A 24,937-nucleotide genomic window follows, 5' to 3' on the forward strand; every position below is an offset into this window, starting at 1 on the left:
GATGTGTTCGATTACATCGAGATGTTTTACAACCCAAAACGACGCCACAGTTTCAACAATCAGCTGTCACCGGTAGAGTTTGAAAAGCGTTACGCAGCGAGCCTGGAGAGTGTCTAGGAAACCCGGGACTATTCAGTAGTGCCCACACGTGGCGCCATTTCCCATGTGAGGTTTGAAACCCATACCGGCCAAAGCCTGCTGGTACACAGCAAGATCAATGACGCTGACTCCCCGCCCCTGGGCGCCAGTATTTTCAGCGCGTCAGGCAAGAACAGCGGCACCGTGGGCACCAACGGAGATATTTACATCTCGGGTGCCTCTGCAGGTGACCGGTTGATGGTCAAGTGGGGAGAAGACCCAAGCGAAAGTTGCTCGTTACAGGTGCCTGAGTTGAAACCCATGGGCGAAAAGGCCACGGGCTATCAAGAACTTTCGCTGGTCTGCGTAACACCATAAAAGGAAAGTCCATGTTTTTCTTGTTGAAGCATAACCGTCCGGGGCTCGCTGCCGGATTGATGATCATGTTGGGACTGTTCTCGCAGAGCAGCCATGCCTTGTCATGTAAAGAAAACGGCAATATTCGCCAGGATATTGTGCTGGCCCAGTTAATCAGGGTCTCGACTGCCAATACAGCAGCGGGCGCCTTGTTGTGGCGTTCCCCGACATTCACTTCAACTTTCCAGTGTACGGATGACCGAAACAAACCCGCCGGGGAAAATGCCTATCTGTATTGGGACCCTAAAATGAATTTGAAGAATATTCATAATTCAATTGAAGTCGGGGTCAACTACAACAGCATCGATTACAAACTGGTCAATTCCGCGAGACAGGATGTCGGCCCCGGAACCCGCTGCCGCAAACAGGGCAGCCGATGTTTATCCCCGGCACAGTCGCTCAGTATTACCGTGTCGTATTCAATCTATATCAAGGCCACGGGAGGACCGCCGCCTGCGGGCGGCAAGATCACCAACACCGGTGCTTATTCCTTGTTTCAGGTCGACGGTGTAGGCGGGCTTAATAATGTCGCCGACAGTAACTTCAACGCTTATATTTCCGGGTTGGGCAATATCCGTTTCATCTCCTGCAATCCGAAAATAACGGTCAGTGCCAATAATGGCTCGGCGGTAAACTTTGGCAGCATCCCGCGGCAGAATGCGCGGGTCGGTTTTATAGAGAAACAGGTGCCCTTTTCCGTGACTGCCGACACCTCGGGCCCGGAGAGTGGCCAGGACTGCCAGGGCCAGGTATTGAACGCCAGTTTCAGTTCGACTTACCCCGTGCAGGACACCACGACCATTCTGCCGACCAGCGACAGCGGCTTCGGAATTTTACTGTCACAACAAGACACGCCGATGACCTTCATCCCGATGAATACCCCCGTGGAAATGGGACTGGTGAATGGCTCCAGCGTCAGGAAAAACTTTCTGGCGAGCTTGAAATGGCTTAATACCAATCCGAAAGTCGGCCCCTTTCGAGCCTCTGCGAATATTGATGTCACCTTTAAATAAGCCATTGAACCCTGCGCCTCAGACAGGTAACTACAGTGACTCGACCCGTTCAAGAAAAATGGATAGGTTTGGATTAACTATTTGGCTTAAGTTATAGTAGTCAAGTCTAAAACCGGACAAGCGTTATAAAAATAGAACTAAAATCAGCCTCCTTTGCACGGGCATGGGCGACACCGATAACACTGATTTAACTATATTTTAAACCGACCATTAAACTCGATAGTTTAAGGGTTGGTGACGGCTGCTTATCGGCTTTAGCAACGGACTTCTCTAACCCGCGACGCCAATAAAAACAATGTTGCCTTAGGAATATACCCCACACTCAAGGAGGAAGAAGCACCATGAATACCAGCCCTGCATTTAACGTTGAACCTGCTGACAAACTCGAATTGAGTATTCCGCAGAACCTCTATGAATCGCTGGCTTTTCTGGCCGCCCGCCATGACCGCAGTATCAACGGCGAAATCAAACAAGCCTGGGTGCAATGGACCGACCAGTTGTCTGACCTCAAGGTGATACTGGCACTTTTAACATCCCGTTATGGCAATGAACATAAAGCCGAGGTCACTCGTATTGATCTGCGCACCCCGCCCGACAACATCAAACATCTGCCCTGCAAGTTTAAAAAAGGACAAGTCCATCAAATAAATGAACAAGCCAATATTTTAAGGGTGTCCATGAACTCAGTCATTCTGAAGGCATTGGCATGGTGGGTTAATACCTGGAGACAGGTCGATCGGCTGAATGCTGGCGCAGGGTCCGGTTCCCAACCCTATCCGTGCTGGTAACGAGGAACGCTCACAACCAGCATGGGGGACTCAAGTAACCACCGGGCAAACCCTGGAAATACCTGCTTACTCCGCCTCCAGCGCCACCAGCCAGCGCGCTTCGGAGCGCAGCAAATGCTGGCGCATGGCTGTCTGGGCAGCGATCACGTCTTTGCATTCCAGTGCCCGCAGGATCGCCTGGTGTTCGATCACCGCGGCGTCCCAGGTGCCTGGGTTTTCCAGATGCTCGCTGAGGTGCGATGAGATCGGGCTGTGGCGCTCATCGAACAGCGAGGTGATGATCCGCACCAGCGCCGAGTTGCCGGTCATTTTTGCCAGCCGATGGTGAAACTTGCGGTCGTCAGCCAGGGGCGGACGATTGGCTTCGATGCTCGCGCGCATGGCATCGATGCAGTCCTGCAGGTAGCGATAATCGCTTTTTTTCCCGTGCAGGCACGCCAGCACCACGGCTTCGCCTTCGATCAGCGCCCGGGCCTGCATCAACTCGTTGGGGCTCTCGCCGAGGGTTACGGTGCGTGTGCCACCCTCTTGCAGGCGCGCAGCCACATAGACCCCGGAACCCATCCTGATTTCGATACTGCCTTCGATTTCCAGGGCAATCAGCGCCTCGCGCAGCGACGGCCGCGACACCCCCAGCAACTGGGTCAGATCGCGCTCGGGAGGCAAGCGCGAGCCGACCTTGAAGTCGCCCTGGACGATGTATTCACGCAGCCGGTCGGCGATTTTCTGATAGAGCTTGCGCTCTGAAGGAGGATACGAGGAGACCATCGAGGCAGAGTCCGGGAAATGATGCCAAAGGCTATCACACAGCCCGCTGCGGGCAGCAGAAACCTCGCCGCCAGCCTGACAGTCATTTCCCGGCATTGGGTACAGAGCCTATTGCTGGTCTTGCCACTGCGGACCATTGGGGTATTCAAAGTGCTCCAGCGAGGACTCCTTCATGGTCACGCTGTACCCCGGCTGTTGTGGCGGCATGTAGCGCCCGCGGCGGATCACGATCGGCTCGAGAAAGTTTTCGTGCAGGTGGTCGACATACTCCAGTACCCGTTTTTCCAGGGACGCCGACACCGCTATGTAATCGAACAGCACAATGTTCTGCGAGTACTGGCACAGGCCGACGCCGCCGCCATGGGGGCATACCGGCACGCCGAATTTGGCCGCCATCAGCACCACCGCCAGCACTTCGTTCAGGCCCCCCAGACGCGCCGGATCGAGCTGGCAAAAATCCATGGCAGCGGCCTGGAAGAACTGCTTGAACATCACCCGGTTGTGCGCGTGCTCGCCGGTGGCGACACCGATCGGATGGATACGCTGGCGAATCGCTGCGTGGCCAAGTACATCGTCCGGGCTGGTGGGTTCTTCAATCCACCAGGGATCGAATTCGGCCAGCCGCCGCATGTTGGTCACCGCCTGATCCACGTCCCACGTCTGGTTGGCGTCCATCATCAACTTGCGATCCCAGCCCAGCTCTTCACGCAGGATTTGCGCGCGGCGCATGTCCTGCTCGATATCGGCCCCGACCTTTTGCTTGAGATGCGTCCAGCCGGCCTCGACCGCTTCACGGGCCAGGCGGCGCATTTTCTCTTCGGAGTAACCGAGCCAACCGGCGGCGGTGGTGTAACCGGGGTAGCCCTCATCCAGCATTTTCTGTTCGCGCGCGGCCTTGCCCGGCGCCGCCCGACGCAACATTGCGATGGCTTCCTGGGGCGTCAGCGCGTCGGTAATAAAGGTGAAGTCGACACAGCGCACCAGCTCTTCGGGACTCATGTCCACCAGCAGTTTCCAGACCGGCTTGCCCTCCTTCTTCGCCCACAGGTCCCACAGCGCGTTGATGATGGCCGCGGTCGCCAGATGCACCACGCCCTTTTCCGGGCCGACCCAGCGCAGCTGGCAGTCACCGGCAACGATTTCATGCCAGTAGGCGCCAAAGTTGTCGGTGATGCTTTCCAGGGTGCGGCCGGTGACAAACAATTTGGCCAGGGCCTTGACCGCTTCGACGCACAAATCGTTGCCGCGACCGATGGTGAAGGTCAGGCCGTGGCCTTGCAGGCCATCGTCCGAATCCGTGTGCAACGTGACATAGGTCGCGGAGTAGTCGGACGTCGAGTTCATCGCATCCGAGCCGTCCATGCTCTTGGAGGTGGGGAAGCGAATGTCACGTACAGCGACCTGAGTAATGAGGGTAGACATGGGGTTATCCTGAAATTGAAGCCGGCTGCGCCGTTGCCGCTGGCAGCAGGCTTATTCATGTTATTTTCGTGCCGCGGGCGCAGTCTGTCCTGCGCTGCCAGTACGCGAAATTGAATGTTTCGACTACACCGATCACCTCAGGTAATAGCCCCATGATCAACTCCCTCGAGCAGTTGCGCAGCCGCCTGCGAATGCGCCATTTGCAGTTGCTGTTTGTGGTGTCTGAACAAGGCTCATTGCGCAAGACCGCGCAAATCATGGCGCTGACCCAGCCAGCGGTGACCAAGGCACTGCACGAACTCGAGAACCTGGTGGGCGAGGCATTGTTTACCCGCACCCATCAGGGCTTGCTGCCAAACAAGCTGGGGGAGGCGGCGATTCGTTATGCTCAACTGGTGTTCGCCGATCTCAGCGGCCTGCACGAAGAAATGAGCGCACTGCAATCGGGCAACCTCGGAACCCTGCGCCTGGGCGCCATGGGCTCGCTGGCGGGCGACCTGCTGCCAAGGGCCCTGGCGCAATTGACCCGGCGTCACCCCAAGCTGAACATCACAGTGGTGATCGATACCAGCGACGTACTGCTGCAGGCCCTGAGTCTCGACCAGCTGGACCTGGTCGTGGCCCGTGTCGCCCAGGGCCGGCCCACCGACGAACTGAACTTCGAGGAGTTCGATGAGGAGCTGATTCAGATCGTCGCGCGCACCGGCCATCCGTTGCAGCACAGCACCGGGCTGAACCTGGAGACACTCGCCCGCTATCCCTGGATCGTGCAATCGCAGCCGGCACCGCTGCGGGAAATCTACCAGCAGATTTTCCGCCAGGCCCAGGTGCAGGCACCCGCCAGCCAGCTCGAAACAGCCTCGACGATGCTGACCGTGGCGCTGCTCCAGCAGACCGACATGATTACCTTGATGCCGCTGTCGCTGGTCGAGTACTACAGCAAGCTGGGGGTGCTGGCAGCGCTGCCGGTCGCGGTTTCGGCGCGCCTGATGCCATTCGGCCTGATCAGCCGCAAGGGCCGGGTACCCACTGCGGCCATGGAGGTGGTCAAGGCCGAGCTGCGGGTGCAGGCCGGCCTTGAAGGTCAAGGCGTGATTACGAGCGACTAGACGTCAGATCCGCCGGCGCCGGGTAAGTCGCTACCCGGGACGGTGTGCGCTTCAACAACATCAGCAACAACACGCTGACAAAACACAGCGCCGCCACCACCTGGAAGCCGGTGCTGCTGGTCCCCGTCACGCTATCGGCATAGGCCTTGATCTGCGGCGAAACAAAGCCGCCCAGATTGCCGATGGAAATGATAAAGGCGATCCCGGTGGCCGCACTGGTGCCGCCCAGATGGCGGGTCGGCAGACTCCAGAACACCGGCTGGCTGGCCACCAGCCCGGGAATGGCGATACAGAACGCCAGCAGGGTCAGCACCGGCGTATTGATCACCGAAATCGACGCGAAGGCCAGCGTGCCTACGGCAAGCATGCAGGTGGCAACCAGCCGGTGGTTGTTGTGCTTGTCGGCGTACACCGTGGCAATGCGCATGGCGACAATGGTGCACAGCCAGGGAATCATCAGTAGCAGCCCGACCGAGGTGTTGACGTGACCGTCCAGGGTCGAAGCCAGTTTGGCCGGCAGGTAGAACGCCAGGGGGGCGTTGCCGATCTGCACGCAGAAGTAGATGGCGATAAACATCAGCACGCGCTTGTCTTTGAGTACACCAAAAATCGAGCTGTGGCTGCTGCAGCCTTTCTCCTTTTCCTCGGCTTCGATGACGGTGTTCATGGCGTGTTTCTCTTCGGCGCTGAGCCATTTGGCATCGCCGGGACGGCTCGCCAGATAGAAGAACGCAATCACCCCGACCACCGAGGCGGCCAGGCCTTCAACCACGAACATCCACTGCCAGTTGGCCAGACCGAACGGGTTGTGGGTATCGAGGATAAAGCCCGATAGCGGACTGCCGATCAACATCGCTACCGGCACCCCGAAGTAGAACAGGCCAATGGCCCGCGAGCGTTGTTTGGCCGGGAACCAGTAGGTCAGGTACAGGATGATCCCGGGCATGAACCCGGCTTCAGAAACCCCCAGCAAAAAGCGGATCACGTAGAACGAAGTTTCGCTGTTGGCGAACATCATCGACGCCGAGACCAGCCCCCAGGTGACCATGATTCGCGCCATCCACACTCGCGCGCCAACGCGCTGCAGGATCAGGTTGCTGGGCACTTCAAACAGCGCATAGCCGATAAAAAAGATCCCCGCCCCCAGGGCAAAGGCCGCGTCGCCGATACCGGTGTCGGCCTGATAGGCAATCTTGGCAAAGCCGACGTTGGCCCGGTCGATAAATGCCAGTGCGTACATCAGTGCGAGAAACGGCAAGAGCCGGATAGCGGCTTTCTTTACACCACTCGCCAGCGCGGGCGAGTCATACAGGTCTTGATAACTCATGGAGCGTACCTCTTCTTATTGTTGGAGTAGGTGTTATCCAGGATGCCTGCAGGCATCTTTACTGCGGGTGTCAGAACTGTTCTGCAAACCTCTCGAGTTCAGCGCGAGTGGGTAAACCATCGCTGTCACCCGGGAAGCCCAGCACCCGGGCGCCGATCAGATTGCCCCGGGCCACAGCCCCGGCGACGCCGAGACCTTCGAGCAAGGCGCTGATCACGCCCACGGCGAAACCGTCACCCGCGCCCACGGTGTCCACCACCCGGGTCACCGGGTACCCGGGGCAGTAGCCGCTCTCATTGGCGGTTGCGTAATAGGCACCTTCGGCACCCAGCTTGAGCACCACCAGCGAGCAGCCCTTGGCCAGGTAGAAGCCGGCGATATCGGCCGGGTGTTCAAGGCCGCTCAGCAGCCGGCCCTCCGCCAGGCCGGGGAAGACCCAGTCAGCCAGACCGGCCAGATCGTTCAGGCACGCCACCATGCTGGCTTGGGATTGCCATAACCGCGGGCGCAAATTCGGATCGAACGACACACTGCGGCCCGCCGCGCGCATATCGCCGGCCATATGAAAAATCAGTTCGCGCACGCTGTCGCTCAGCGCCGGGCTGATACCGGTGATGTGCAGATGCCTGGCGCCACGGCAGTAATCGCCGGGGTAATCGGCCAGGCTCAGATGACTGGCCGCCGAGCCTTTGCGGTGATATTCGATGTCGGGGTCGCCGCCGTCCGAACGGCGTGACTTGAACATCAGGCCGGTGGGATGCGCGGGGTCCAGCACTGTGTAACGGTGATCAATGCCGTCGCGGGCCATGACATCGCCCAGCCAGTGGCCAAGGGTGTCATTGCCAAGACGGCTGATATAACCGACGCCAAAACCCAGACGTGCCAGGCCGGTGGCCACATTCAACTCGGCGCCGGCAGCGCCGCGCACATAATCTTTGGCCTCGCGCAGGCTGCCGTCATCCCGGGCGCTGAACAGACCCATGGCTTCGCCGCAGGTAACGACTGCAATCGATTCGGTGAGTTGGCCCATGTCACATCACCGCGCCGATTTGCCAGGGCAGAAACTCGTTGTCGCCCAGCCCGTTTTCTTCACTGCAGGTTTTGCGACCAGAGGCCGTTGCCAGCATCAGCCCGAACAGACGCGCCCCCGCCTCGGCCACCGATTCTTCAGCGTCGACAATCGCCCCGGCATTGAAATCCATGTCCAGCGACATGCGTTGAAACAGCCGGGTATTGGTGGCGATTTTCAGCGACGGTGTCGGCTTGCAGCCATAGGTCGAGCCGCGTCCGGTGGTAAAGCAAATCAGGTTCGCCCCGCCCGCCACCTGACCGGTGGCCGACACCGGGTCGTAGCCCGGGGTGTCCATGAACACCAGGCCGTTTTGTTCAATCGCCTCGCCGTACTGATACACGGCCATCAGCCCAGTCGCGCCGGCCTTGGCCACCGCCCCCAGAGACTTTTCGAGAATGGTGGTAATGCCCCCGGCCTTGTTGCCCGGGGACGGATTGTTGTTCATGTCGCCGTCATGCTGACGTACATAGTCTTCCCACCAATGAATGCGGCTCATCAACTTGTCGGCAACCTGCGCAGATGCAGCACGGGCGGTCAGCAGGTGCTCGGCGCCATAAATTTCCGGGGTTTCCGAGAGGATCGCGGTGCCGCCATGGCCCACCACCAGGTCGACCGCCGCACCCAGCGCCGGGTTGGCGCTGATCCCCGAATATCCGTCTGAGCCACCGCATTGCAGACCCACGGTGAGGTGTCTGGCCGACACGCTGCTGCGCTGCTGGCGGTTGACTCCGTCGAGCATCGCCTCTACCAGCGCTATCCCGCGCTGCACCGTTTCCCGGGTGCCACCAGCGTCCTGGATCACCAGGCTGGCCTTGAGCAACGCCGGGCGATCGGCCAGTTGCTCCATGAGCGGGGCCAGTTGATTGACTTCACAGCCCAGGCCGATCACCAGCACCCCGGCGAAATTGACGTGGTCGGCATAGCCGCGCAGGGTGCGCTGGAGGATCTCGATGCCCTCGCCCTTGGCGCCCATGCCGCAACCGCTGCCATGGGTGATGGCGACCACGCCGTCAACATTGGGGTAATCGCGCAGACGCCCGGCGTCGAATGTCGCAGCGATCTGTTTACACACCGTGGCCGAGCAATTGACGCTGGAAATCACCCCGATGTAGTTGCGCGTGCCGACCCGGCCATCTGCACGTACATAGCCGGCAAACCGGGCCTCGTCGGCGTGATAAACCGTGGGTTGATAGACATTGGCCAGCGCCTGGGTGGAACTGGCCGCAGGCATCTGCAGGTTGTGCACATGGACGTAGTCGCCAGGTCGCAAGGCAGCGCTGGCCTGGCCGATGATTTGCCCGTACTTGCGCACCGGCTGCCCCTGGGCGACACCGCGCAGGGCGATTTTATGCCCCGAGGCAATATCGGCCAGCGCCGTCACGCCCAGGCCGTCGGCGAACAGTTCCTGGCCCTTGGCGATGTCGCCGCGGGCAACGGCGACGTCATCTCCCGGGGTCAGTACAAGTAAGGATGAGCTTGCAAGGTTCATGGTGGATCCTCAACGGTTCTGGTGCGCCGCTCAGTGCTGGCTGAGCAGGACGGCCCGTAATATCGGTTGCTCAAGGCCTGGCGCAACCTGCTCAGCGAGCTCGATCAGGGGCAGAAGGCGGCGCTGTTTCTTGTCTTTATGGTTAGCGGCGATGTCAGCCAGACGATGTTGCAAGAACGGGTTGGCGAAGCGCTCGCGCACGCTGTCGACATAGCGCCGGGCGGCATCCAGCTGACCGAGGGCGGCGAATACCGGGAGCACTTCGCTGGCCCACAGTGCTTCCAGATCGGCGCGCAGTGCCGGGCTATGCATGGCCTGGTACACAGTCTCGTGCTCGGGGCGCCCGTCACTGAGCCAGCGCTCGGCCAGATAGCTGTGGCCCAGATTCAGGGTGAACAGTTTTAGCCGCTCGTAATGATCGAGGTCATCGGTCAGCACAATGGCTTCGTGGCTGCAGGGCAGCGTCAGCCCCTCCTGACGCTCGATCGCCCACAGCGCATAGGGTTCAGCCACCGCGCCCACCGGCTCAAGGGCCTGGGAAACGATGCGGTCCACCAGCGAGTTGGCCCAGCGGCAGTTCTGCGTCAGGTAGCTCTCGAATGCGTCGCCCAGTGCCCAGCTGCGGGCCAGGCCCACCAGCAGATCACGCAACACATCGCCATTGCGCGCCACCAGTTCACAGGGGAACAGCGACAGCGTGGAGTGCGGGTTGTGTTGCCAGCGATCGTGGAGCAAAACCAGAAGTTTGGCCGGGAAGCTGATCGGCGCCGGGGCCTGGGCGCCGAGCAGCACGGGAGTGTCCCGCGGGTCCAGCAGATAACCGCGGTCACCGGTATTGGAAATCACCACCCGGACCTGTTCGATAAAGCACTGGCGCAGCGCCGGCCACTGCTGGGCGGCATGTACTGCGCGGCTGATCGCCGAAGCCTGGAGGTTTTGTTCGACTACCTGACCCCGGTCGATGCCCTGGATCAGCACCCGGTACGGCTTGCCGCTGGCCAGCGCCGCGGTGCGGGCAGTACTGGCCGGGCTGTCGGTGGTCTGCACCACGGCAATACGGCCCAGGGCTGCGCCACGCTCCAGCGCCTGGGACACGAAAAGATCGACATGGGCCTGGAGAAAGCGGCTGGTGCCAAACTGCAGGATCGGCGGAAATTGGTTATCGCTCATCGCCTAGCACTCGATAATGGCTTTGACAACGCCTTGCTGCGGGTCCAGCAAAGTGGGGAACAGATTGACCACCTCGCTGAGTGCAATGCGATGGGTGTTCAGGGCCCGGTCGGGAATCAAGCCGTCGCGCAGGCATTGCTCGACATAGCGGAAGTCTTCGACGGTGGCGTTGCGGCTGCCCATCAGGGTGGCTTCGCGCTTGTGGAACTCGGGGTCGGAAAAGGTGATCGAGTCACGCACCACCGAGATCATCACGTAGGTGCCGCCGTGGGCGATAAATTCGAAGCCGCGCTCCATGGCCCGGGCGTTACCGGTGGCGTCGAATACCACGTCATAAAAATCGCCTTCGGTGAGGTCGGCCAGAGCGTCCTTGTCGCCCTCACCGATTTTCACCGCGGCGTGAATGCCCAGGTGCTGGCGGCAAAAATCCAGACGATCGTCGCGGGTGTCGAGCACCGTGACTCTGGCCCCGCGCAACCCGGCAAAAATCGCCGCCGCCATGCCAATGGGCCCGGTGCCGACCACCAGCACCCGCTGCCCGGCCTGCAGGTTAGAGCGACGCACGGCATGGGCCCCGATGGACAGGAACTCGATCATTGCCGCCTGATCCAGCGACACCCCGTCAGCCTTGTGGATGAACTGATGGGCAACGCTCAGGTATTCGGTAAAGGCGCCATCGCAGTGCACGCCCAGTACCTGGATCCGGGTGCAGCAGTTGGTCTTGCCTTTGCTGCAGGCGATGCAGGTGCCGCACGAGATATACGGCATCACGTAGACCACGTCGCCGGCCACCAGGCCACTGCCTTCATCGCTGGCTTCAACGATGCCGGAAAACTCATGGCCCATGACCCGCGGGTATTCAAGGAAGGGCTGATTGCCGGTGAAGATATGCAGGTCGGTGCCACACACCCCCACCCGTTTGACCCGGATCAGGGTTTCGCCGGGCTGGCGGGCGGGTATCGGGCTCTGGACAGCACTGAGCGAGCGCGGCTCGTTACAAATCACAGTCAGCATTTTTATTCTCCGGCAATAGCACGCGGGCTACGGGGTATGGGCAAGGCGAGACAGGCGGCGGGGAACGGCAGCAACGGGAGATGGAGACAGGGCATGGGGATCTCCTCTTATTGTGTGCAGCGTGAGTGCCGCCTGGATGATCACGGCTCGAAAACTACACGCGGCAAAATACATTGGCAAGACCAATTTATAAAAAACATGAATTGGCCTTACCAGATTGCAATCAGGTGCGAGTGATCGCCGAGAGCGCTTGATGCTCTTGGAACATGGCTTTGATCAGGGCTTGGGGGAGCGCAGTGGCAATTTTTAAAGGACGACTATTTTTCAGAGGGCTCTGATTTATTTTCGACGGTTACGGCATCAAGGTGCAGCGCTGCTGACACCCCTGGAGCAACAACATGAATGGATCGCTGCCCGCGCTTTATATCCACCCACTCGCCCCTGAAACTCTGCGCACACTTGACAATTCGCCCTGCACATAGCGACAGCGAGCCAAAGATAGGATCAGCCTGATGTATGGCTTATTCACACCTGGAAATGCTGTTCTACATATTGCGCAGAGAGTGAGTTATTCGCAGCGGATGTCTTTACCCGACAGAAAGCCAAGTAGCGCTATGGACTTTAACTTTAAATACATCGCCACCATAAGCGTTGAAAACAAGGACCGACATAAAGTTAAACCCCACTGATTTAGACTCCGAATCTACTGGTTACATAACAATAGATAGCGGCCGACACAGGGTTCTTCCTCAATGAACAAAGCTATTGCCATTGCGCATGGCTTGACCAAATAAAAACCAAGGATAACAAATGACTCGACCTTTTTTCTCTGTTGCCTGGGCTGCTTCACAGCGAATTTACGACCCTATCAACTCCGGCGCAAAAGTTGCACAAATAATTGGTGGATATGTTGAAAAGAATATCAACAACCCCATACCCCAGTAGCGCTGGAGTAATACCTGTGCCGTTCGAATTAGTTATATTTTGAATCAATCTGGCATGAACATTCCAAAAACTCCAGGACAGACAGTATCAGGGCGGACAATCGCCAATATTTTTTCCGGGTAAGGAATCTTGTTGCATTCCTCAAGGAGCGTTGGGGGCAACCTGATATCCTGAAATACCCGCCCACTGGTGGAGGATCCCTTGCCGGTAGAAAGGGGCTGATCCTGTTTGAAGTTACAGGCTGGTCAGATGCTCAAGGCCACGCAACACTATTCGATGGCAATATCTGCTACGACCAGTGTTACTTCAATGAACCAGAAGCGAGATACAGCACCGACCGCGCTAACTTTTGGAATTTGCCATGAACATAATCTGGAGAGGTGGCCTGACTGTTTCGGCCCTGGCCCTCTATCTGTCAGTTTGCCATGCACAGAACAGCCAGTTTAGCTTTCCTGGCGCTGGGGCACGTCCCCATGCCCAGAACTATAAAGACATGATCCTGGCCACCTGTGTCGCGAACGCCTACCAAAATGACAAGAGTGCTGCTATTGATGCCGGCAGTAGTGTGAGTGCATTACGCGACTGGACCGAATACGACTTGGAAAGGGCGCCAGATGCTATCAAGTCCCTGGTCGATAGTTATTTGGCGCGCAATTACCACAACCCGTTAGTCGAACCGGAAATCAAGGATGTACGTTTCGACTTTCTGAAATGTCTGGACCTCTATCACAGCAGCGAACTGGACGAACAGACGAAAGACCTGGTAATCAATCCCGGGCATAAATACAGGAAGGATAATCTGTGATCCAGACACCGGGTTGATCATTCCGCTCTCGTAAAATAGTTGCAGGTAACCTCCGTTAGTCCCCCGCCATCATCAAATCCAGGTTCTGCACCGCCGCTCCGGCAGCGCCCTTGCCGAGGTTGTCGAATACGGCAGCCAGCAGTACCTGGCCGGTCTGCTGGTTTTCACACACCACCAATTGCAAATCATCAGTCCCGTTCAGCGCCTGCGGATCAAGGCCGGTCAAGGCTTTGGCCTCCTGCAGCGCCATCACCTGAACATGGGCCGCAGCGGCGTAGTGCTGCACAAGGCATTCATGCAACCGCAACCCGTCCACCCCCGGCGCCAGCAAGCGCAGTTGCAAAGGTATGGTCAGCACTATGCCCTGGCGAAAAGCACCATAGGCCGGGATAAATACCGGCCGCTGCAGCAGGCCGCTTTGCTGCTGGATCTCCGCCACATGTTTGTGCGCCAGCCCCAGGCCATACACCTGGAATGCTGCCCCTCCGATGGCACCCTCCCCTTCAAACTCCTCCACTGCGGCCCGCCCCTTTCCCGAATAACCCGACACGGCATTAATGGTCAGCGGGTAGTCCCCAGGCAGTAAACCGGCCTCCAGTAGCGGACGCAGCAGCCCTATTGCTCCGGTGGGATAACAACCCGGGTTACTGACCCGCCGCGCCGTGGCAATACGCCGGGCCTGTTGCGGGTTCATCTCGGCGAAACCATAGGTCCAGTGCGGATCGGTACGGTGCGCCGAGCTTGCGTCGATTACCCGTACGCCAGGGTTTTCGATGCTGGCTACAGCGTCCCGTGCCGCGTCATCGGGCAAGCACAGAATCGCGATGTCGCAGGCGTTGATGATTTCGGCGCGACGCCGGGCATCCTTGCGATGCTCGGGATCGAGCTTGATCAAACGCAGGTCGGGGCGATCCCGTAGCCGTTGATGAATTTGCAACCCGGTGGTGCCTTGGTCGCCGTCGATGAAGATCAGAGGACTTGCCATGGAATGCTCTCGAACTCAGGAAATCAGGAGCGGCAATCTTCAGCGAGGGGCTAAGATAGGAAAAGTTGAATTTCCAAACGATTAACTTCAGTTTTTCTGAACAAGGAATGATCCATGCGCGAAATCAGCCTGGACCGGTTGCGCACGCTGGTGGCTATTGCCGACCTGGGCTCGTTTGCCGAGGCGGCCCGGGTGCTGAACCTGGCCCCGCCCACGGTCAGTTTGCATATCGCCGACCTGGAATCGCGAGTAGGCGCCAGGCTGTTATCCCGCAGCCGGGGCCGGGTCCAGCCATCGGCGATTGGCGCCACCCTGGTGGAACGCGCGCGGCGTCTGCTGGCAGATGCGCAGCAGGCCCTTGAGGACGTGCAGCGACAGGTGCAGGGGCTGGCCGGACGCGTGCGGCTGGGAGCCTCCACCGGGGCCATCGCCCAGTTGCTGCCGCAAGCGCTGGAGACCTTGAGCCAACATCATCCCGCTATCGATGTGCAGGTCGCCGTGCTCACCTCCCGGGAAACCTTGCACAGGCTGGCCGAAGGCTCTCTGGAAATCGGCCTGGTGGCGCTGCCACAGACCCCGGTCAAACAATTGCGGATCAAGCCCTGGCGGCGCGACCCGGTCATGGCCTTCCTGCCGGCGCGCGGGGAATGCCCGCAGGTAGTGACCCCCGCCTGGCTGGCAGCGCAGCCCTTGATCCTGAATGACAACACCACCCGGCTTTCACGCCTCACCGCGGAGTGGTTCGCCAGCGATGGGCACCAGCCCGCAGCGCGTATTCAACTGAACTACAACGATGCAATCAAAAGTCTGGTGGCGGCCGGTTATGGGGCCACGTTGTTGCCCCATGAAGCCTGCACCCCGCTGCCTGACAGCCGGATCGCCATGCGCCCGTTACAGCCCCTGTTGTGGCGCCAACTGGGGATTGCCCACCGTGACGGCGATGTCGAGCGCGCCACGCAACATGTGCTGGATGTGTTGTGGAGGCTAAGCTCGCAGCCGGCCGAGGCTGGCGCACCCTGAGGGCCTGCCCGATTCAGGGGTGCGCAGGGCCAAGGCTTTTTTTTCGCCGGCAGAACAGCGATGATCGCCGCCCCGCTCCACAGCACAGGAACCCGCTTCATGGAATTGCCACTGGAAACAGTCGCCCTTTTCGCGCTGAAACTGGCCTACGAGACCGAAGGCTCAAGCCCGATATTGCGTGACGACCTGGTCATGGCGGACTACGAGCGCGAGGTCTTTGCCCTGCTGGTGCGCAAGGGCGATATCGGCGCCATTCAAGCCAAGCTCGATGCCTGCCTGGGCCTGGCCCTGAACGCCCTGGGCGGCACCGACAAGCCCATGGGCCGCGAGCTCGAGCGCCTGTCCCTGGATGTGAAAAACGCCCGCACGCTGGAACAACTCGACGCCCCGCTGCTGACCCTCAGGGACTATCTCAAAGATATTCAGTGATCACTGCCCCTGAAAGGTCTCAAGGTACGCCAGCAAATTGTCGATCTTCTCGGGGTCACTGATGCCCCAGAAAATCATCCGCGTACCGCTCACCACTTTCTTCGGGGCTTCGATGTACGCGGCCAGTTTGTCCCGCGTCCACACCACACCCGAGTTTTTCATCGCCTCGGAGTACTGGTAGTCCGCCGTGGTCCCGGCTGGCCGGCCGATTATGCCGTTGAGCTGCGGCCCGAACCCGCCCCGGGCGTTTTCGCCAATGCTGTGACAGCCGCCACAGGTTTTGCTGAACAGTCTGGCTCCCGCCTCGGTATCCCCGGCCGCCACAGCGGTGCCGGTGAATCCGGTTGCGAGGATCAGGGCCAGGCTCAGTAATGCTGTTTGTTTCATGGGCGGTTCCACACTCCGGGGTCAGGGTCGGGCTCGCCGGCAATCTTACAGGCTCAACGCAAAACCTGCTCCGCCAGCAGTCCCAGCGCGATAAGGATCATCACCGTCCCGGACACCCGGCTGACCTTTTTCGCCGCCCCCGGCCGGGTCTGCAATACCGCCTGAGCGCTGAACCCCACCAGCAGATAAACCACTGCGCAACTCACCGCATGCAATGAACCCAGGGCGATGATTTGCGCCGGGATCGGCCACGTCGATAACGGGTCGGTGAATTGCGGCAACAGGGCCAGAAACAGCAGAAATACCTTGGGGTTCATGCCACTGACGCACGTGCCCTTCCAGGCCCAGCGAAACCATGAATCCGCCACCTGCATCTGCCCGGCCTCGGGGGTGGACGGCTGGCGAATCATGCTGATGCCCAGCCACAGCAAATACAGGGCCCCGCCGAGGGTGAGCAGCGACATGATCAACGGACTCCTGGCCAGTAACGCGCCGACACCTGCAGCCACAACCAGGGTCGCCAGCAAGTGGCCCGAGAGCAGGCCCGCGACCGCAGGCGCAACCCGACGACCGCGAATACCGGCTGAAATCGCGTAAGCCCAGTCGGCGCCGGGGGTGATGATGAACAGGAACGACACCGCCCAAAAGGCGGCCAGGATGCTGAGAGTCACGGAGTGTCTGCCTTCTACGAAGCCGGGGGGATTGTGCAATGCGCCGAATGAAGCGAATGCGCTCAGTAGAAGATTAGAGATTTGCTGATAGGATTATCTTTCGTTTATCCCAATCATTAGCGACCATATTAGAAGGTTCTTCCAGGTGGATCGAATTGATCGAAAGATTCTCGCGGAGCTGCATGGGGACGGCCGTCTTTCTCTCACCGAACTGGCGGACCGGGTCGGGCTGAGCCTCTCGCCCTGTCATCGGCGGGTGCGGGCTCTGGAAGAGTCGGGGGTGATTTTGGGCTATCGGGCCCTGCTGGCGCCGAAAGAACTGGGCCTGGGCTTTTCTGCGATTGTGTTTGTGACGTTGCGCGAAGTGACCCGCCAGGCCGTCGCCGACTTCGAGGCGGCCTTGCCGCAGATTCCACAGATTATCGAAGCGCAAAGACTGTTCGGCGACCCGGACTACCTGCTGCAAGTGATCGCCAAAGACCTGCAGGCCTTTCAGCAACTGTACGACGAACGCCTGACCTCGCTGCCCAACGTACAACGGCTGGTCTCGACCCTGGTGATGAAAAGCGTGATCCACGACAGGGTGCTGCCGCTGTAACCGAAAACCGGTAGTCGCTGCCGCCATTACCGGTCGAGGGGCATCAGCCCGGCCGCCAGGGCATCCAGCAAAGCGCTGACTTTGGGTAAAGCCTGGCGGCTTTTCGGCCACACCAGATTGATCGCCAGGCCGTCGCTGGCCAGATGCGGCAGCACCTGCACCAAAGACCCGTCGGCCAGCTGTTGCTTGATCAGCCAGGTCGGTAATTGCGCAATGCCGCAACCCGCCAGCACCGTCATGACCTGCCCTTCGCCATCACCGACGATGTATTTGGCCGGCATCACCCGGCGCTCGGTCTCACCGGGCCGATTGCCGGAAAAACTCCAGGGGCTGACCGTGCCATCGGCCCGCCCATAGGCAACACACTGATGATGCTCCAGGTCGCGGTCCGTCACCGGCGTACCGTGAATCTTCAGGTAAGCCGGGGCGGCGCAGAACACATGCCGCTCACGTCCCAGGTAACGATGCCCCAGTGCACCGGGCCAGACATCCGAACCGCCGACCCGGACGACGATATCAACCCCCTCTTCAACCGGGTCGATAAAGCGGTCCGAAAACGAAATGTGCGGCAGCAACAGCGCATGTTGCTGCACAAATTTCAGCACCACCGGCAACGCCTGCAGACGCCCGAACGCTGCCGGCAGGTCAATTCGCAGCCGGCCCCGCGGCTCGGTATTTTCCGCCTGCATGGACAACTCGGCCTCTTCCAGTTCGGCCAGCACCCCGGTACAGGTCCGATAGAACGCGGCCCCGGCATCGGTCAACGACAAACGCCGGGTGGTGCGATTGAACAGGCGCACCTCCAGCCGGCTCTCCAGTCGGGCGATGCCTTTGCTGATGGCCGAAGGGCTCAGGTTCAGGCGCTCGGCAGCAGCTTTGAAGCTGCCGGCTTCGGTCACGCAGACAAACACATCGATGCCCTTCAGGCGCTCGGAAGTAAACATACCCGCCTCGTATTCGTGAACTGAATTCATGTCATTCGGTAAAAGGTATCGTAAATACGACCGTTTTTCCCCAGTAAACTGGAGCCCATGCCACTCCTCAACCTACAGGCGCTCCCATGACCCCGCAAAAACCAACGGTGCTGATCACCGGTGCCACCGGCCAGATCGGCGGCGACACCCTGCGCAACATGCTGGCCGACGACAGCATCACCCTGGTGGCCGCCGTCCGTTCACCGGCCAAGGCCAAACCCTTCGAGGCCCAAGGCATTCGCACGGTGATTATGGATTTCGACAAGGAACACACCCTGGCCCCTGCCCTGCAAGGTATCGATCGCGCGTTCCTGGTGACGGGCTACACCGTGGACATGCTGCGCCAGAGCAAAGCCTTCGTGGACCAGGCAAAAAAAGCCGGCGTGCAACACATCGTCCACCTGGGTGCCTGCGGACGGGACGACACCACCATCGGACACTGGGCCTGGCACCAGTTCGTGGAGCGCTACATCGAGTGGTCAGGCTTTTCGTTCACCCACCTGCGCCCTGAATGCTTCATGCAGAACCTGCTCAGCTACGACGGCACCCAGGCAGTGAAAGCGGGGGTTATCGAGCAATACACCGGCGATGCACGTTTCAGCTGGGTGGATGGCGAAGACGTCGCCCGTGTCGCCGCACAAACCTTGCTGCACCCGCACAAACATGCCGGCAAGACCTACCGCCTGGGCTACGACGTGCAGTCCTACGGCGACATCGCCGCCATCATGACCCGAGTCCTGGGCCAGCCGTTCCGTTACGACGCGAAGTCACCTGACGTATTCCTGGAAAACATGCGCGCGGCCGGAGCCGAAATGGCCTACATGACCTGCGTGCACGACAACTTCACGCGCATGGCGGCCCGGCAGATTCCCGGGGTTGAAGAGACCTTCGACAACTTCCCCGCCATCACCGGCCGCCAGCCCGTGACCTGGGAAGATTTCGTGCAAAAGCACCGCAGCGCTTTTGCCTATTGAGCACCTCGCCCCCCTGAATTCAGCGCGAAGCTCGCTGGCACCGCAATCTGCCCCTCCCCCCTGTGGGAGCGGGCTTGCCCGCGATGGCAGCGCCGCTGACTTCAAGCCAGAGCTCGCTGGCAAGCCAGCTCCTACAGAAAAACATCGCAATCTGCCCCCTCCTCCTGTGGGAGCGGGCTTGCCCGCGATGGCAGCGCTGCTGGTTTCAAGCCAGAGCTCGCTGGCAAGCCAGCTCCTACAGAAAGGCATCGTAATCTGCCCATCCCCCTGTGGGAGCGGGCTTGCCCGCGATGGCGGCGCTGCTGACTTCAAGGCAGAGCTCGCTGGCAAGCCAGCTCCTACAGAAAAGCACCGCAATCTGCCCCCTCCCCTTGTGGGAGCGGGCTTGCCCGCGATGGCGGCGCCGCTGGTTTCAAGGCAGAGCTCGCTGGCAAGCCAGCTCCTACAGAAAACCAGCATCGCAATCTGCCCCTCCCCCCTGTGGGAGCGGGCTTGCCCGCGATGGCAGCGCCGCTGTCTTCAAGGCCGAGCTCGCTGGCAAGCCAGCTCCTACAGATAAGCATCGCAGCCTGAATCACCCCCTCAAACCCATTTCTGGATTGCCTGACAGAAGTCTGCGATTGCAGTGGCCATCATGTGGCCGCTAATATTGAGAACTATTCGCACTCACATCTGGAAACCCGACCGGTGCACCCTCTCGCGACCCAAAAACTGGGCTTCTTTTTCAGCAGCCACCATCGCTGGCTGCTGCAACATATTCAGCGCCGCCTGCGTAATCACGCCGACGCAGAGGACACCGCCGCCGATACCTTTTGCCAGATGCTGGCGGCGCGGGTAGATCCGGACAGCATTGAACAGCCTCGGGCCTACCTGTCCACCATTGCCCGGCGCCTGATTTTCGACCGCCACCGTCGGCGCAAACTGGAAACCGCCTATCTCGACCGCCTGGCCTTGCTGCCCGAGGCCGTGGCGCCGTCCCCCGAAGAACAGTTGCAGTTGATCGAAGCTCTGGTTGCCATCGACAGGGCGATCGACGGTTTGCCGATGATCGTCAAAGCCACCTTTCTTTACAGCCAGCTGGATGGCCTGAGTTACGTGGCAATTGCGCAAAAACTGGGGCTGTCCGAACGCACGGTCAGCCGCTACATGAAACAGGCATTGCGCCAGTGTTACCTGAGCGAGGCCGGCCTGTGAGCAAGCAGCGGCTGGACCCGGTGAGCGAACAGACCATCGACTGGATGGTGCAACTGCGCGCCGGCACTCCCGACGTAATGCTGCAAGAGCGCTTCAACGCCTGGCTGGCCAAAGACCCCGCACATGCTCAGGCCTGGGACAAATTGCAGCAGCGCCTCAGCGGCTCCTTCAGCCCTCTGCGTTCACTGGATGATCGGCTGCCCGGACAAGCCGGTGAAGCCCGTCAGTTGCTCTTGCAACCCCACACAACCCGGCGCGACACGCTGCGCGCTATTGCCGGTCTGGGCCTGCTCGGTGGCGGTTTGTGGCTAGGCGCGCGCAGCCCGATGGGTAATTCGCTGCTGGCCGATCTGTCCACCGGCCGTGGTCAGCGCCAGGACTTCAACCTGGCTGACGGCAGCCGCCTGCGCCTGAACGCCAACAGTGCCGTGGACCTGAGGTTCGATAACCGGCAACGGCTGCTGATTCTGCGTCACGGCGAGCTGGTGATTGAGGTGGCCGCGGATGCGGGCCGGCCCTTTTGCGTACGCACCGCAGAAGGTGAAATCCGCGCTTCGGCAAGTCGCTTCCTGGTGGCTCAGGAGCCTGCAGCAAGCCGGGTGGTGGTGCTGCAACACTCCGTGCAGGCACAGCTGTTCAACGGCATGTCCCTGAATCTGGACGAAGGTCAGTCGGCCCTGCTGTATGCCAGGCAAATCGTCCCTGTGGAGGGTGACCAGCGCCGTCGCGCTGACTGGCTTAACGGCAAACTGAACGTGCTGGACGATCCTCTGGAGCAAGTGGTCGCGGCCCTGCGCCCTTACACCCGTGGTTTGGTGCGGGTTGCTCCCCAGGTTCGCGGCCTGCGGGTGCAGGGTGTGTACCCGCTCAACGATCCCGACCGGGCCTTCACCGCACTGGCTGAAACCCTGCCAATTCGTGTGGATCGTTACAGTCCATGGCTGACTCTGATCGGGGCGGTATAACGGCCGTGGAAAGTTTTTTTTGATAATTGTTCGCATCGGTGTCCGGTTTTGTTTTCTCGGCGCACCTATCTCCTGAGACTTTCACACGATCAGGAGAATGCCGTGCTCAACCCGTGGCCCCACACCCTTTGCCTCGCCGTTGCCCTGGCAACCATGGCCAGTCCTGCCCTGGCGCAAGACCTGAGCTTCAATCTGCCGGCCGGCAACCTGGCCAGTACCCTTAACACCATCGCCAGTCAGAGCGGCCAGATCGTGTCGCTGGAACCCGCGCTGGTGCAGGGCAAACAGGCACCGGCGGTGATCGGCCACATGTCGCCCGAACAGGCCATGGAGGCCGCCCTGCGGGGCAGCGGTTTGCAATTGCGTATCACCGGGCAAGGCAACTTCAGTGTCGAAGCGGCACCGCAAACCGGCGAAGCATTGCAACTGGGGGTCACCAGCATCACCGAGCGCAGCAGCGACGCCACCACCGAAGGTTCTGGCTCCTACACCGCACAGGCGGTGACCATCGGCAAGGGTTCACACAGCCTTAAAGAGACCCCGCAATCGGTTACCGTCATTACCCGCAAAATGCTCGATGACCAGAACCTGAACACCATTGAACAGGTCATGGAAAAGACTCCGGGCATTACCGTTTATGACTCGCCCATGGGTGGCAAGTACTTCTACTCCCGGGGCTTTCGCATGACCGGCCAGTACCAGTACGACGGCGTGCCGCTGGACATCGGCAGCAGCTACGTCCAGGCCGACAGCTTCAACAGCGACATGGCGATCTACGACCGGGTCGAGGTACTGCGCGGTGCCGCAGGCATGATGAAAGGCGCGGGCGGCACGGCCGGGGCGGTGAACTTCATCCGCAAACGCGGCGAATCCACCCCTCACACCCAGCTGTCACTGTCTGCAGGCACCTGGGACAACTATCGGGGTCAGGTTGATACCGGCGGCCCTTTAAATGATTCCGGCACCCTGCGCGGCCGGGCGGTGCTCACCCAACAGACCCGGCAGTACTTCTATGACATCGGCGCACGCAAAGACCAGATCTACTCTGGCGCCCTGGATTTTGACCTGAGCCCCGATACCACCCTCGGTGTGGGCCTGGCTTATGAAGATGTGGACGCCACCCCCTGCTGGGGCGGGCTGCCGCGCTACGCCGATGGCAGCGACCTGAAACTCAAACGTTCAACCTGCCTGAACACCGCCTGGAACAACCAGCGCAGCAAGCGCACCACCTGGTTCGGCGACCTCAAGCAGCAACTCAATGACGACTGGTCACTGAAGGTCGCGGGGGTCTATTCAAAAAACACCCAGGACATGGAATACGCGTTCCCCAGCGGTTCGGTACCGGTCGGTGCTACCAGCACCAAAACCCTGATGCTGGGCAGCATCTATGACTATGACCAGACCGACTATGGCTTCGACGCTTACCTGAACGGCAAATTCGACGCACTTGGCCTGGAGCAGGAGTTGACCATCGGCGCCAACGCCAGCCGTTCGCACAAGGATGACTTTTACGCCGTGGCCGTCCTGCCCCAGCGCCAGAATGTACTCAACCCCGATCATCACCTGCCCAAACCTGATGACAGCTACTACCTGAGTAATGCCTCACGTGGCGGGCCGATGGACATGAGGATCAAACAATACGGTCTTTACTCCACGGCCCGCCTGAAGCTGGCCGAGCCGCTGACCTTCGTGCTGGGTAGCCGCGTGAGCTGGTACAAGTCCGACAGCGATAGCGAGTCCTGGTACCAGGGCGAAAGCACGCCAGTCAGTTCCAGAGCGACCGAAACCGGCCAGGTCACCCCGTTCGCGGCCGTACTGTTCGACCTCAACGACAACCTGACCACCTATGCCAGCTACACGGACATCTTCACCCCGCAGGGCGGCTACAAAACCCTCAACGGCGAAACCCTCAAGCCATTGATCGGCACCAGCTATGAAGTGGGGATCAAGGGCGAATGGTTCGACGGGCGCCTGAACAGTTCCTTCAACCTGTTCCGCACCATTCAGAAAGACGCGGCCCAGGACAATCCGCTGTGCCCGGACAGTACTTGCTCACAGAACTCCGGCAAGGTGCAGGCTCAAGGTTTCGAAGCTGAAGTCAGTGGCGAAGTCATTGAGCGCCTGCAAGTGCTGGCCGGCTACACCTACACCCAGACCAAGGTTCTGGAAGATGCCAATGACGACCAGGATGGTCTGGCCTACAACACCTATGTGCCGCGCCACCTGCTGCGCGTGTGGGCCGACTATGCCCTGGACGGCTCACTGGACCGCATCACTGTCGGCGCCGGAGTCAATGCCCAGAGCAGCAACTACCGGGTCTCGCCCATCAGCGGCATCGACATCAGCCAGGCCGGTTATGCGATCTGGAACAGCCGCATCGGCTACCGCATCGATGACACCTGGTCCGTGGCACTCAACGGCAACAACCTGTTCGACAAGCGCTACTACGCCACCGTCGGCACCGAAGGCTTCGGCAACTTCTACGGCGAGCCGCGCAACTTCGTGATGTCGCTCAAGGCAGATTTCTGAGTGCAGATCCCAGACCTCGCAGCCTGAATTACTGGCAAGCCAGTTCCTACAGAAAAGCACCGCAACCCGCCCCCTCCTTCTGTGGGAGCGGGCTTGCCCGCGATGGCAGCGCCGCTGACTTCAAGCCAGAGCTCGCTGGCAAGCCAGCTCCTACAGAAAAGCAGCATCGCAATCCGCCCCCTCCTCCTGTGGGAGCGGGCTTGCCCGCGATGGCGGCGCCGCTGGTTTCAAGCCAGAGCTCGCTGGCAAGCCAGCTCCTACAGAAAGCATCGCAATCTGCCCCCTCCCCCTGTGGGAGCGGGCTTGCCCGCGATGGCAGCGCTGCGGGCTTCAGGCAGAGCTCGCTGGCAAGCCAGCTCCTACAGAAAAGCATCGCAACCCGCCCCTCCTCCTGTGGGAGCGGGCTTGCCCGCGATGGCAGCGCCACTGGTTTCAAGCCAGAGCTCGCTGGCAAGCCAGCTCCTACAGAAAAGCACCGCAATCTCCCCCCTCCCCTTGTGGGAGCGGGATTGCCCGCGATGGCAGCGCTGCGGGCTTCAGGCAGAGCTCGCTGGCAAGCCAGCTCCTACAGAAAGCATCGCAATCTGTCCCCTCCCCCTGTGGGAGCGGGCTTGCCCGCGATGGCAGCGCTGCTGTCTTCAAGGCAGAGCTCGCTGGCAAGCCAGCTCCTACAGAAAGCATCGCAATCTGTCCCCTCCTCCTGTGGGAGCGGGCTTGCCCGCGATGGCAGCGCCGCTGGTTTCAAGACAGAGCTCGCTGGCAAGCCAGCTCCTACAGAAAGGCATCGTAATCTG

The 24,937-nt window shown here is 60.2% G+C and carries 24 protein-coding genes and 1 pseudogene; 14 read left to right on the forward strand and 11 right to left on the reverse strand.

Translation table 11 applies throughout. The annotated features are described in order from the left end of the window. The 4 genes from EQV90_RS02345 to EQV90_RS02360 all read left to right on the forward strand — a co-directional run. Positions 1-117 (forward strand): IS3 family transposase (locus EQV90_RS02345; RefSeq protein ID WP_139145696.1); only part of this gene is annotated, 117 nt, incomplete at its 5' end. 21 nt (positions 118-138) lie between these two features. After that, complete coding sequence (locus EQV90_RS02350) at positions 139-456, forward strand: FimD/PapC C-terminal domain-containing protein (protein ID WP_240877709.1); 318 nt, start codon at positions 139-141, stop codon at positions 454-456. Between the two features lie 11 nt (positions 457-467). After that, positions 468-1,508, forward strand: a complete 1,041-nt coding sequence (locus EQV90_RS02355; protein WP_240877710.1) for a fimbrial protein — start codon at positions 468-470, stop codon at positions 1,506-1,508. Between the two features lie 341 nt (positions 1,509-1,849). Further along, positions 1,850-2,296, forward strand: coding sequence for a hypothetical protein (locus tag EQV90_RS02360; RefSeq protein ID WP_003443405.1), 447 nt, complete (start codon positions 1,850-1,852; stop codon positions 2,294-2,296). A 66-nt stretch (positions 2,297-2,362) separates the two neighbouring features. Here EQV90_RS02360 and EQV90_RS02365 read toward each other — a convergent pair whose 3' ends face one another. Continuing rightward, positions 2,363-3,064 carry a FadR/GntR family transcriptional regulator gene (locus EQV90_RS02365; RefSeq protein ID WP_003443407.1) on the reverse strand — a complete coding sequence of 234 codons (702 nt, stop codon included), beginning with the start codon at positions 3,062-3,064 and terminating at the stop codon, positions 2,363-2,365. 108 nt (positions 3,065-3,172) lie between these two features. Next, positions 3,173-4,486 (reverse strand): L-fuconate dehydratase, encoded by a 1,314-nt coding sequence (locus EQV90_RS02370; protein ID WP_240877711.1) that lies wholly within the window; start codon positions 4,484-4,486, stop codon positions 3,173-3,175. Between the two features lie 152 nt (positions 4,487-4,638). Between EQV90_RS02370 and EQV90_RS02375 the strand changes: the two genes are divergently transcribed. Beyond that, positions 4,639-5,595 carry a LysR substrate-binding domain-containing protein gene (locus tag EQV90_RS02375; RefSeq protein ID WP_203009219.1) on the forward strand — a complete coding sequence of 319 codons (957 nt, stop codon included), beginning with the start codon at positions 4,639-4,641 and terminating at the stop codon, positions 5,593-5,595. On the opposite strand, the gene EQV90_RS02380 is transcribed toward EQV90_RS02375, so the two are convergent. From EQV90_RS02380 to EQV90_RS02400, 5 genes are all read right to left on the reverse strand, one after another. Then, entirely contained in the window at positions 5,582-6,922 is a 1,341-nt protein-coding gene (locus EQV90_RS02380) for an MFS transporter (RefSeq protein ID WP_003443425.1), read from the reverse strand. The two genes, EQV90_RS02375 and EQV90_RS02380, sit on opposite strands and share 14 nt — an antisense overlap. Positions 6,923-6,992: 70 nt before the next feature. Then, positions 6,993-7,952: a sugar kinase gene (locus tag EQV90_RS02385; RefSeq protein WP_003443426.1), complete on the reverse strand. Its 960-nt coding sequence runs from the start codon at positions 7,950-7,952 to the stop codon at positions 6,993-6,995. A 1-nt stretch (position 7,953) separates the two neighbouring features. Further along, positions 7,954-9,483 carry an altronate dehydratase family protein gene (locus EQV90_RS02390; RefSeq protein ID WP_240877712.1) on the reverse strand — a complete coding sequence of 510 codons (1,530 nt, stop codon included), beginning with the start codon at positions 9,481-9,483 and terminating at the stop codon, positions 7,954-7,956. A 30-nt stretch (positions 9,484-9,513) separates the two neighbouring features. Then, on the reverse strand, positions 9,514-10,653 hold the full coding sequence (locus tag EQV90_RS02395) for a D-mannonate oxidoreductase (RefSeq protein WP_003443438.1): 1,140 nt from the start codon (positions 10,651-10,653) through the stop codon (positions 9,514-9,516). A gap of 3 nt (positions 10,654-10,656) precedes the next feature. Then, positions 10,657-11,667: a zinc-binding alcohol dehydrogenase family protein gene (locus EQV90_RS02400; protein WP_240877713.1), complete on the reverse strand. Its 1,011-nt coding sequence runs from the start codon at positions 11,665-11,667 to the stop codon at positions 10,657-10,659. An 810-nt stretch (positions 11,668-12,477) separates the two neighbouring features. Here EQV90_RS02400 and EQV90_RS02405 point away from each other — a divergent pair. Both EQV90_RS02405 and EQV90_RS02410 read left to right on the forward strand, forming a co-directional pair. After that, positions 12,478-12,977, forward strand: a pseudogene (locus EQV90_RS02405) (type VI secretion system amidase effector protein Tae4). Then, complete coding sequence (locus EQV90_RS02410) at positions 12,974-13,417, forward strand: type VI secretion system amidase immunity protein Tai4 (RefSeq protein WP_003443442.1); 444 nt, start codon at positions 12,974-12,976, stop codon at positions 13,415-13,417. The pseudogene EQV90_RS02405 and the gene EQV90_RS02410 overlap by 4 nt, the downstream one beginning before the upstream one ends. A 55-nt stretch (positions 13,418-13,472) precedes the next feature. Here EQV90_RS02410 and argC read toward each other — a convergent pair whose 3' ends face one another. Further along, on the reverse strand, positions 13,473-14,402 hold the full coding sequence (gene argC / locus EQV90_RS02415; protein ID WP_010655602.1) for an N-acetyl-gamma-glutamyl-phosphate reductase: 930 nt from the start codon (positions 14,400-14,402) through the stop codon (positions 13,473-13,475). Between the two features lie 114 nt (positions 14,403-14,516). On the opposite strand from argC, the gene EQV90_RS02420 reads away from it, so the two are divergent. Together EQV90_RS02420 and EQV90_RS02425 are read left to right on the forward strand one after the other, a co-directional pair. Then, positions 14,517-15,422 (forward strand): LysR family transcriptional regulator, encoded by a 906-nt coding sequence (locus tag EQV90_RS02420; protein ID WP_240877714.1) that lies wholly within the window; start codon positions 14,517-14,519, stop codon positions 15,420-15,422. 99 nt (positions 15,423-15,521) lie between these two features. Continuing rightward, positions 15,522-15,851 (forward strand): hypothetical protein, encoded by a 330-nt coding sequence (locus tag EQV90_RS02425; protein ID WP_003443445.1) that lies wholly within the window; start codon positions 15,522-15,524, stop codon positions 15,849-15,851. Here EQV90_RS02425 and EQV90_RS02430 read toward each other — a convergent pair whose 3' ends face one another. Further along, positions 15,852-16,238 carry a cytochrome c family protein gene (locus EQV90_RS02430; RefSeq protein ID WP_240877715.1) on the reverse strand — a complete coding sequence of 129 codons (387 nt, stop codon included), beginning with the start codon at positions 16,236-16,238 and terminating at the stop codon, positions 15,852-15,854. 53 nt (positions 16,239-16,291) lie between these two features. Next, the gene (locus tag EQV90_RS02435) at positions 16,292-16,909 is read right to left on the reverse strand and encodes a LysE family translocator (RefSeq protein WP_160626809.1); all 618 of its coding nucleotides are present in this window, start codon (positions 16,907-16,909) and stop codon (positions 16,292-16,294) included. A gap of 145 nt (positions 16,910-17,054) precedes the next feature. On the opposite strand from EQV90_RS02435, the gene EQV90_RS02440 reads away from it, so the two are divergent. Beyond that, on the forward strand, positions 17,055-17,507 hold the full coding sequence (locus tag EQV90_RS02440) for an Lrp/AsnC family transcriptional regulator (protein ID WP_029612224.1): 453 nt from the start codon (positions 17,055-17,057) through the stop codon (positions 17,505-17,507). A gap of 26 nt (positions 17,508-17,533) precedes the next feature. Here EQV90_RS02440 and EQV90_RS02445 read toward each other — a convergent pair whose 3' ends face one another. Further along, positions 17,534-18,451 (reverse strand): LysR family transcriptional regulator, encoded by a 918-nt coding sequence (locus tag EQV90_RS02445; RefSeq protein WP_003443475.1) that lies wholly within the window; start codon positions 18,449-18,451, stop codon positions 17,534-17,536. 116 nt (positions 18,452-18,567) lie between these two features. Between EQV90_RS02445 and EQV90_RS02450 the strand changes: the two genes are divergently transcribed. From EQV90_RS02450 to EQV90_RS02465, 4 genes are all read left to right on the forward strand, one after another. After that, on the forward strand, positions 18,568-19,455 hold the full coding sequence (locus EQV90_RS02450) for an SDR family oxidoreductase (RefSeq protein WP_240877716.1): 888 nt from the start codon (positions 18,568-18,570) through the stop codon (positions 19,453-19,455). Positions 19,456-20,142: 687 nt separating this feature from the next. Then, a complete protein-coding gene (locus EQV90_RS02455) occupies positions 20,143-20,649 on the forward strand; it encodes a sigma-70 family RNA polymerase sigma factor (RefSeq protein WP_003443479.1) in 507 nt (168 codons plus the stop codon). Then, on the forward strand, positions 20,646-21,614 hold the full coding sequence (locus tag EQV90_RS02460; protein ID WP_161718282.1) for a FecR domain-containing protein: 969 nt from the start codon (positions 20,646-20,648) through the stop codon (positions 21,612-21,614). Before EQV90_RS02455 ends, EQV90_RS02460 begins: the two co-directional genes overlap by 4 nt. Before the next feature lie 153 nt (positions 21,615-21,767). Beyond that, positions 21,768-24,143: a TonB-dependent receptor gene (locus EQV90_RS02465; protein ID WP_240877773.1), complete on the forward strand. Its 2,376-nt coding sequence runs from the start codon at positions 21,768-21,770 to the stop codon at positions 24,141-24,143. Positions 24,144-24,937 lie beyond the last annotated feature (794 nt).

Source organism: Pseudomonas sp. TMW22089, assembly GCF_022496645.1.
GTDB lineage: Bacteria > Pseudomonadota > Gammaproteobacteria > Pseudomonadales > Pseudomonadaceae > Aquipseudomonas > Aquipseudomonas paraversuta.

Bases quoted from the DNA above. Each gene is read 5' to 3' on its own strand.
- EQV90_RS02355 (WP_240877710.1), top strand. From the start codon at position 468: ATGTTTTTCTTGTTGAAGCATAACCGTCCGGGGCTCGCTGCCGGATTG.
- EQV90_RS02370 (WP_240877711.1), bottom strand. From the start codon at position 4,486: ATGTCTACCCTCATTACTCAGGTCGCTGTACGTGACATTCGCTTCCCC.
- EQV90_RS02385 (WP_003443426.1), bottom strand. From the start codon at position 7,952: ATGGGCCAACTCACCGAATCGATTGCAGTCGTTACCTGCGGCGAAGCC.
- argC (WP_010655602.1), bottom strand. From the start codon at position 14,402: ATGGCAAGTCCTCTGATCTTCATCGACGGCGACCAAGGCACCACCGGG.
- EQV90_RS02450 (WP_240877716.1), top strand. From the start codon at position 18,568: ATGACCCCGCAAAAACCAACGGTGCTGATCACCGGTGCCACCGGCCAG.
- EQV90_RS02465 (WP_240877773.1), top strand. From the start codon at position 21,768: ATGGCCAGTCCTGCCCTGGCGCAAGACCTGAGCTTCAATCTGCCGGCC.
- EQV90_RS02410 (WP_003443442.1), top strand. From the start codon at position 12,974: ATGAACATAATCTGGAGAGGTGGCCTGACTGTTTCGGCCCTGGCCCTC.
- EQV90_RS02430 (WP_240877715.1), bottom strand. From the start codon at position 16,238: ATGAAACAAACAGCATTACTGAGCCTGGCCCTGATCCTCGCAACCGGA.
- EQV90_RS02360 (WP_003443405.1), top strand. From the start codon at position 1,850: ATGAATACCAGCCCTGCATTTAACGTTGAACCTGCTGACAAACTCGAA.
- EQV90_RS02400 (WP_240877713.1), bottom strand. From the start codon at position 11,667: ATGCTGACTGTGATTTGTAACGAGCCGCGCTCGCTCAGTGCTGTCCAG.
- EQV90_RS02390 (WP_240877712.1), bottom strand. From the start codon at position 9,483: ATGAACCTTGCAAGCTCATCCTTACTTGTACTGACCCCGGGAGATGAC.
- EQV90_RS02420 (WP_240877714.1), top strand. From the start codon at position 14,517: ATGCGCGAAATCAGCCTGGACCGGTTGCGCACGCTGGTGGCTATTGCC.
- EQV90_RS02425 (WP_003443445.1), top strand. From the start codon at position 15,522: ATGGAATTGCCACTGGAAACAGTCGCCCTTTTCGCGCTGAAACTGGCC.
- EQV90_RS02375 (WP_203009219.1), top strand. From the start codon at position 4,639: ATGATCAACTCCCTCGAGCAGTTGCGCAGCCGCCTGCGAATGCGCCAT.
- EQV90_RS02365 (WP_003443407.1), bottom strand. From the start codon at position 3,064: ATGGTCTCCTCGTATCCTCCTTCAGAGCGCAAGCTCTATCAGAAAATC.
- EQV90_RS02395 (WP_003443438.1), bottom strand. From the start codon at position 10,653: ATGAGCGATAACCAATTTCCGCCGATCCTGCAGTTTGGCACCAGCCGC.
- EQV90_RS02380 (WP_003443425.1), bottom strand. From the start codon at position 6,922: ATGAGTTATCAAGACCTGTATGACTCGCCCGCGCTGGCGAGTGGTGTA.
- EQV90_RS02445 (WP_003443475.1), bottom strand. From the start codon at position 18,451: ATGTTTACTTCCGAGCGCCTGAAGGGCATCGATGTGTTTGTCTGCGTG.